This is a genomic window from Intestinimonas butyriciproducens, from assembly GCF_016901775.1.
Taxonomy (GTDB): domain Bacteria; phylum Bacillota; class Clostridia; order Oscillospirales; family Butyricicoccaceae; genus Pseudobutyricicoccus.
Window position 1 is genome coordinate 1 of the sequence record NZ_JACJKW010000067.1, and the last position, 235, is coordinate 235.

Genomic DNA, 235 nt, shown 5'->3' on the forward strand with positions numbered 1-235 from the left:
ATCGACGGCCTGGACTGCGCCAACTGCGCCGCCAAAATCGAGCGGAAGATCAACCAGCTGGAAGAGGTGCAGGAGGCCACATTGACCTTTGCCACAAAGCAGCTGCGGGTTACTGCCAAAAATCCGGACGCCCTCTTGCCCCGGATGCTGGAGATCGCCCGCAGTGTGGAGGGCACAGCAACCATTACCCCCCGGGGGGAGGGTGTACCCCAGGGAATGCGGCGGAAGACCTATC

1 protein-coding gene is annotated in these 235 nt (G+C 62.1%); it reads left to right on the forward strand.

The genetic code is table 11. From position 1 onward, the window contains the following. The coding region (locus H6A25_RS12605) for a cation transporter (protein WP_204752460.1) at positions 1 to 235 on the forward strand (235 nt) is incomplete at both ends.